The organism is uncultured Microbulbifer sp., assembly GCF_913055755.1.
Lineage (GTDB): Bacteria > Pseudomonadota > Gammaproteobacteria > Pseudomonadales > Cellvibrionaceae > Microbulbifer.
The window spans coordinates 1-6976 of the sequence record NZ_CAJXKH010000136.1 but is presented as its reverse complement, the minus strand read 5'-3'; the positions used below and the strand labels follow the sequence as shown (position 1 = coordinate 6976).

6 protein-coding genes are annotated in these 6976 nt (G+C 61.1%); all 6 read left to right on the top strand.

The features are described 5' to 3' along the window. Window positions 1-664 precede the first annotated feature (664 nt). The 6 genes from mnmG (at window position 665) to atpB (ending at window position 6822) form a co-directional block, all read left to right on the top strand. Window positions 665-2554 (top strand): tRNA uridine-5-carboxymethylaminomethyl(34) synthesis enzyme MnmG, encoded by a 1890-nt coding sequence (gene mnmG, locus QZ511_RS15920; protein WP_295803915.1) that lies wholly within the window; start codon window positions 665-667, stop codon window positions 2552-2554. A 4-nt stretch (window positions 2555-2558) separates the two neighbouring features. Next, window positions 2559-3203 carry a 16S rRNA (guanine(527)-N(7))-methyltransferase RsmG gene (gene rsmG / locus QZ511_RS15915; protein WP_295803913.1) on the top strand — a complete coding sequence of 215 codons (645 nt, stop codon included), beginning with the start codon at window positions 2559-2561 and terminating at the stop codon, window positions 3201-3203. Between the two features lie 171 nt (window positions 3204-3374). Continuing rightward, the gene (locus QZ511_RS15910; RefSeq protein ID WP_295803911.1) at window positions 3375-4208 is read left to right on the top strand and encodes a ParA family protein; all 834 of its coding nucleotides are present in this window, start codon (window positions 3375-3377) and stop codon (window positions 4206-4208) included. A gap of 18 nt (window positions 4209-4226) precedes the next feature. Further along, window positions 4227-5135, top strand: a complete 909-nt coding sequence (locus tag QZ511_RS15905) for a ParB/RepB/Spo0J family partition protein (RefSeq protein WP_295803907.1) — start codon at window positions 4227-4229, stop codon at window positions 5133-5135. A gap of 244 nt (window positions 5136-5379) precedes the next feature. Then, window positions 5380-5772, top strand: coding sequence for an ATP synthase subunit I (locus tag QZ511_RS15900; protein WP_295803904.1), 393 nt, complete (start codon window positions 5380-5382; stop codon window positions 5770-5772). Between the two features lie 108 nt (window positions 5773-5880). Then, window positions 5881-6822, top strand: a complete 942-nt coding sequence (gene atpB, locus QZ511_RS15895; RefSeq protein ID WP_295803903.1) for a F0F1 ATP synthase subunit A — start codon at window positions 5881-5883, stop codon at window positions 6820-6822. Window positions 6823-6976 lie beyond the last annotated feature (154 nt).

The window sequence follows — 6976 nt, the reverse complement described above, 5'->3', positions numbered from 1 at the left end:
AAGATTTTCGGCAGTTTCTGCATCGGCAAATAAACGCTTCCCTGCCTGGGGTGGGGTCCCCCCCGCCCCGCATCCCCTACTTGTCTACACCTAGTTCCCCGCCCGGCCACAGGACTTGCCCACAGTAATCCACAGAGTTATCCAGACTGAACCCCGGTCCACCGCCACCACACAGATTTTTATCCCGCAAACCCACAGATTTACCCACAGACCGCCAGCGGTAACAGGTACTTTTCACCCTCTGTGGACAAAGCTTGGGACAAACGGGATAAAAATACGGGCATGAGTCTGGGACAAATAGCTGCCGAACAAAAAGCGACCAAAGTTATCCCGGCCGTCCACAGGACTGTACCGCGGTTACCCCTGCCTCCGCACAGGGGTTTGCGACCTGCTTAACAACACCCTAACCTACTGATTTTTATCGATTTTTTCCGATTATACATAAAATCGGCCACCTCTAATAATTACTATAAATACAAAAACATACTTATACGTGAGATATGTATAAATTAATTAATTAGTAAAAAGAGAGCCGAAAACGATTTTTCGCCGTGCCGCTTTTTTGCACAGTTCAAGCTGACTATAATGTGCCCCCATTTTTCCAACCCGACTCGGGTATCACCGGCCAAAAACCGGCACCTGCGGCGGTCCAGCAAGAGCACCTATGGATTACCCCACTCGATACGACGTTATTGTCATAGGCGGCGGTCACGCCGGCACTGAGGCCAGCCTCGCGGCTGCGCGCATGGGCGCCCGTACGCTCCTGTTGACCCACAACATAGAGACCCTGGGGCAGATGTCCTGCAACCCGGCGATCGGTGGCATCGGCAAAAGCCACCTGGTCAAAGAGGTCGATGCCCTCGGTGGCGCCATGGCGGAAGCCACCGACCTGGGCGGTATCCAGTTCCGGGTACTGAACGCGCGCAAGGGGCCAGCGGTGCGCGCCACCCGCGCCCAGGCCGACCGGGCGCTGTACAAGGCCGCGATCCGCAACATTCTGGAGAATCAGCCGAATCTCGACCTGTTCCAGCAGGCTGCCGACGACCTGATTGTGGAAAATGATCGGGTGGCCGGTGTCGTCACCAATGCCGGGCTGCGCTTCCACGCCCGCACAGTGGTCATCACAGCGGGTACCTTCCTTGGCGGGCGCATTCACATTGGCCTCGACAACCACGCTGGCGGCCGCGCCGGTGACCCGCCCTCCATTGCCCTGGCGACGCGCCTGCGCGAGCTGCCATTCCGGGTCGAGCGCCTGAAAACCGGCACCCCGCCGCGCATCGACGCGCGCTCGGTGGACTTCTCCGGTCTGGAGGAGCAATGGGGGGACGAGCCCCTGCCGGTGATGTCCTATCTCGGCAGCCGCGACCAGCACCCGCGCCAGGTGTGCTGCTGGATCACCCACACCAACCAGAATACCCACGACATCATCCGCGGCGGCCTCGACCGCTCGCCCATGTACTCCGGGGTGATCGAGGGCATCGGCCCCCGGTACTGCCCGTCCATCGAGGACAAGGTGCACCGCTTCGCGGACAAGGACAGCCACCAGATCTTTATCGAGCCGGAGGGGTTGACCACCAACGAGCTCTACCCCAACGGTATCTCCACCAGCCTGCCGTTTGACGTGCAGATGAACCTGGTGCGCTCCATCAAGGGCTTCGAGAATGCCCATATCTCGCGCCCCGGTTATGCCATCGAATACGATTTCTTCGACCCGCGGGACCTGCTGCCGTCACTGGAAACCAAATTCATAGGCGGTCTGTTCTTTGCCGGCCAGATCAACGGCACCACCGGTTACGAGGAGGCCGCCGCCCAGGGCCTGCTCGCCGGCGCCAATGCGGCACTGCAAGCGCAGGACAGGGACGCCTGGTCGCCGCGCCGCGACGAGGCCTATCTGGGCGTGCTGGTGGACGACCTGATCACCAGCGGTACCAAGGAGCCCTACCGCATGTTTACCAGCCGCGCGGAATACCGCCTGCTGCTGCGGGAGGACAATGCCGACCTGCGCCTGACCGAGAAAGGCCGCGAACTCGGCCTGGTGGACGATCGCCGCTGGGCCGTCTTCTGCGACAAGCGTGAGTCCATCGAGCGCGAACAGCAGCGCCTCAGGGAAACCTGGATCCAGCCCGGCACCGATGCCGCCAAGGATGTTGAGGGGAAATTGCCGCAGGCGCTGGCCCGCGAGTACAGCCTGATGGATCTGCTGAAGCGCCCGGAGCTGGAGTACGGGGATGTGGCCGGGCTGAAAGGCGAGCCGGTGGCCGACGAGCGCGTCGCCGAGCAGGTGGAGATATCCGCCAAGTACGCCGGCTATATCGATCGCCAGCGGGACGAAATCGAGCGCCTGCAGGCCTACGAGGACACGCCCCTGCCGGTCGACTTCGATTACGCGGGCGTTTCCGGGCTTTCCAATGAAGTGATCCAGAAGCTTTCCGATGCGCGCCCGGATACCCTGGCCCGCGCCAGCCGCGTGCCCGGCGTCACCCCCGCGGCGGTGTCGCTGCTGTTGATCCAGCTGAAAAAACGCGGCCTGTTGAGCCGCAAAAAGGCGGTGTGAGCCGATGGAGCAGTTCCGCCCACGGCTGCAGCAGGCCGCTGAACAACTGAACCTGGACCTCAGCGAGGCGCAGCAGGACACACTGCTGGCCTACCTGGACCTGTTCGCCCGCTGGAACGCCGCCTACAACCTGTCCGCGGTGCGCGACCCGGCAGAGATGCTCGAGCGCCATATCATCGACAGTCTGAGCGTGGTGAACCTCTGTGGCACCTCCGCGGACGACACCTCGCCGCTGATCGACGTCGGCTCCGGCGGCGGGGTTCCCGGTATCCCACTGGCCATCGTGCACCCGCACCGCCCCATCAGCCTGCTGGACAGCAATGGCAAGAAGTCCCGCTTCCAGTTTCAGGTCGCGAGCCAGCTGAAACTGGCAAACATCGATGTGGTCAACCAGCGAGTGGAGGCCTACCAGCCCGAACAAAAGTATGCCGGCGTGGTCTCGCGGGCGTTTGCATCGCTGCAGGATATGGTTGCCGGGAGTGAGCATTTACTCGCTCCTGAGGGCAGGTTCTATGCGATGAAGGGCAAGATTCCGGAAGATGAGTTGAGTGCGTTGCCAAAAGGCATTAAGGTCGAACGGATCCATGCCCTTTCGGTACCGGGCTGCGATGCCGAGCGGCATCTGATCGTACTCAGCCGCACGGACTAGGCCGCCGCCCCAGCGGGAAATTTCCCGGGCCGAACAGATTACAACACCAGCGCGCCGGGCAGATGTTCGCGGTTGCGCTTTCGCTGCCGCACGTTCCGGGTCCGCCGGACCCAGCGGCGAGCCCGACTGGCCACAGGAAGCAGTGCAGCCGGGAACAACAGGACCAGAAACTTGAGCAAGATTTTCGCGGTAGCCAACCAGAAAGGCGGAGTCGGCAAGACCACCACCTGCGTCAACCTGTCAGCGTCCCTCGTCGCCAACAAGCGCCGGGTACTGCTGATCGACCTGGATCCCCAGGGCAACGCGACCATGGGCAGCGGCGTCGACAAGAGCGAACTGCAGCTGTCGAGTTACGACGTGCTCGCCAGCCTGCTGCCGCCGCGCAAGGCGATCGTGCCCACTGCCAGCGGCTACGACCTGATGCCGGCGAATATCGACCTGTCCGCCGCGGAAGTGGAACTGCTGGAAATGGATGGCCGCGAGTCCCGCCTGCGCCAGGCGCTGGAGCAGATCAGCGAGGATTACGACTACATCATCATCGATTGCCCGCCGTCCCTGAATATGCTCACGGTCAATGCGCTGTGTGCTGCCGGCGGCGTGCTGATCCCCATGCAATGCGAATACTACGCGCTGGAGGGGCTCTCATCGCTGATCGATACCATCACTCAGGTACAGCAGGCGGCAAACCCGAATCTCAAGATCGAGGGCATCCTGCGCACCATGTACGACCCGCGTAACAGCCTGACCGGCGATGTATCCGAGCAGCTGTCCGAGTATTTCGGCGACCGCCTGTACCGCACCTGTATTCCGCGCAACGTGCGCCTCGCCGAGGCCCCCAGCTTCGGCAAGCCGGCGCTGGACTACGATCGCAACTCCAAGGGCGCTATCGCCTATCTGGCGCTGGCCGGGGAAATCACCCGTCGCCACGCTGCCGGCCAGAGTTCCAACCAGAACAGCAGCAATCACAACAGCAATGGTTCCCGCCCGGTTGCGGAAGCGGTTTGAGACTGAGGTAGACAAGTTATGGCCGCCAAACGCAAAGGCCTCGGGAAAGGGCTTTCCCATCTGATCAGCAGTAACGCCAGCGAGGCCATTGCGGTAGCTACCGGCGAGCGCAACGGCGATATCGTCGAGCGTGTCGATGGTGAATTGCGCGACCTGCCTATCGAATTCCTGCAGCGCGGACGCTACCAGCCGCGCCGCGACTTCCCGCAGGAGTCCCTGCAGGAGCTGGCCGATTCCATTCGCGCCCAGGGCATCATGCAGCCGATCGTGGTGCGCCCTGTCGGCGAGCACAAATTCGAGATCATCGCCGGCGAGCGCCGCTGGCGCGCCGCGCAGCTGGCACAGCTGGACAAGGTGCCGGCGCTGGTGCGTGAAGTCGCCGACGAAGCCGCCATTGCCATGGCGCTGATCGAGAATATCCAGCGCGAAGACCTCAACCCGGTGGAGGAAGCCATCGCGCTCAAGCGCCTGCAGGACGAGTTCGAGCTCACCCAGCAACAGGTTGCGGAAGCGGTGGGCAAGTCCCGCACCGCGGTGACCAACCTGCTCCGCCTGCTCAGCCTCACCGACGAGGTGCGGACCTTCCTCGAGCGCGGCGATATCGAGACCGGCCACGCCAAGGCCCTGCTCGGGCTCGCCGGCGAGGTCCAGCGCGACGCCGCCCGCCAGGTGGTGGATCGCGGCTTCACCGTTCGCCAGACCGAAGCCCTGGTGCGCCGCATCCAGGAGCAGGCCGGCAAGCCGGCGGCGAAAAAGCCCGCGGTCGACCCGAACATTCGCCGCCTGAGCGAGCGCCTGGCGGAAAAGATCGGGGTGCCGGTGTCCATCGATCACGGTGACAAGGGTGCGGGTAAGCTGGTGCTCAAATACACCAGCCTCGACGAGCTGGATGGCATCCTCGCGCACCTGGGTTACAGCGAGGATTGAGGGGTACCCCGCGGAAACCGTTACCACTGCAACGTTTCCGTCATTTCGCACTAAAATGACGCACCAAATTGGCGCTCCCTTCTTCGGTAAGTGAGCGCCAACTTTTTATCTAAACTGTGCTAAATGGGCGAGAAAGACAGGCCATCTGACGGGATTTTCCAGTTGAATCGCCAGGCTGCTTCCGACATAATTCGCACGCCCAAAATTTGGGCGGAGATTAAAATCTGGCCGGTCTATCCCGCCTATGCGAAACCCCCCGGTAGTAAAGATTTCGCTGATCCAGCTGGCAGTCGTTTTGCTGGCTGCGCTTGCGCTCGAACTGACGCAAGGTCGGGTGGTCGCCCTCTCCGCCCTGCTCGGCGGCCTGCTGTGCCTGCTGCCGAACCTGTATTTTGGCCTGCGCGCCTTTGAGCTTCTGGGCCCGGGCGGCCGCAAGTTACGCGGCGCGCGCGCAAGCCAGCGCACGGTAGCGAGTTTCTACCGCGCCGAAACCGGCAAGTTCGTGATGACCCTGGCAGGGTTCGCGGCGGTGTTCGCCGCGGTAAAGCCGCTGAATGCGGCGGTGCTGTTTATCAGCTACGGCTTGTGTGTGATTTTGCAATGGATTCTCGTGGCGCGCCTGCATGCAACGAAGTAGCGGCGGCCCTGGAACCCCTGAAGAGTGACTGCGCCAGGATATCGATAACCCGCGCAGGCAGAGGGTTCCGTGAAACAGATTTTTTATCTTAGAACGTGTTGAGGAACTATGGCTGCCGAACAAACCGCAACGGGTTACATACAGCACCACCTGCAAAATCTCGCATACGGAAAACTGCCCGCCGGCTACACCCGCGCCGACGGTACCGTGCTTACTGATTCCACCTGGACCATTGCCCACAGCAGTCAGGAAGCTGCGGACATGGGCTTCTGGGCGATCCACCTGGATACCCTGGGCTGGTCCATTGGCCTCGGTCTTCTGTTCTGTTTCCTGTTTGCCCGCGCCGCCAAAAAGGCCACCCCCGGCGTCCCTTCCGGTTTCCAGAGTTTTGTGGAGCTGGTGGTCGACTTTATCGATAAAGTCGTCAAAGACACCTTCCCCCATCGCAACAGCATGGTCGCCCCCATGGCGCTGACCATCTTTGTGTGGGTATTCCTGATGAACCTTATGGACCTGGTGCCGGTGGACTGGCTGCCGCTGGCCTTCGCCCACGGTGCCTCCGCGGCGACCGGCGTCGATCCGCACCATGTATTCTTCAAGGTTGTTCCCACTACCGACCTGAATGCCACCCTGGGTATGGCGCTGGCAGTATTCGCACTGATGATTTTCTTCAGCATCCGGGAAAAAGGCGTGCTCGGCTTTGTCAAAGAGCTGACCCTGCACCCCTTCCACTCCGGCAAATGGTATGTGGATATTTTCCTGATCCCGTTCAACTTCCTGCTGGAAGCGGTTTCCCTGATTGCCAAGCCGGTGTCTCTCGGTCTGCGTCTGTTCGGTAACCTGTATGCCGGTGAAATGATCTTCATCCTGATCGCCATCGTGTTCGGTGTTGGTGTTCTGGGCTTTATCGGCGCCGGCCTGCTGCAGATGGGCTGGGCCATTTTCCACATCCTGGTAATTACCCTGCAGGCATTCGTATTCATGGTGTTGACTACCGTGTATATGGCCATGGCGCACAACCGGGAAGAGGAACACGCGCACGACCAGTAAGGTCGTGCCGTCCCCCGTCTGGTATCTGGCCGGGGGAGAGCAAGGTTTTGTCGGTTTACTGACTTTTTTCACTCACTATCAACTTCAACAACTCTTAACTTTACTTTGGAGAAAACAATGGAAGCATTAGGTCTGGTTTACGTAGCTGCTGCAC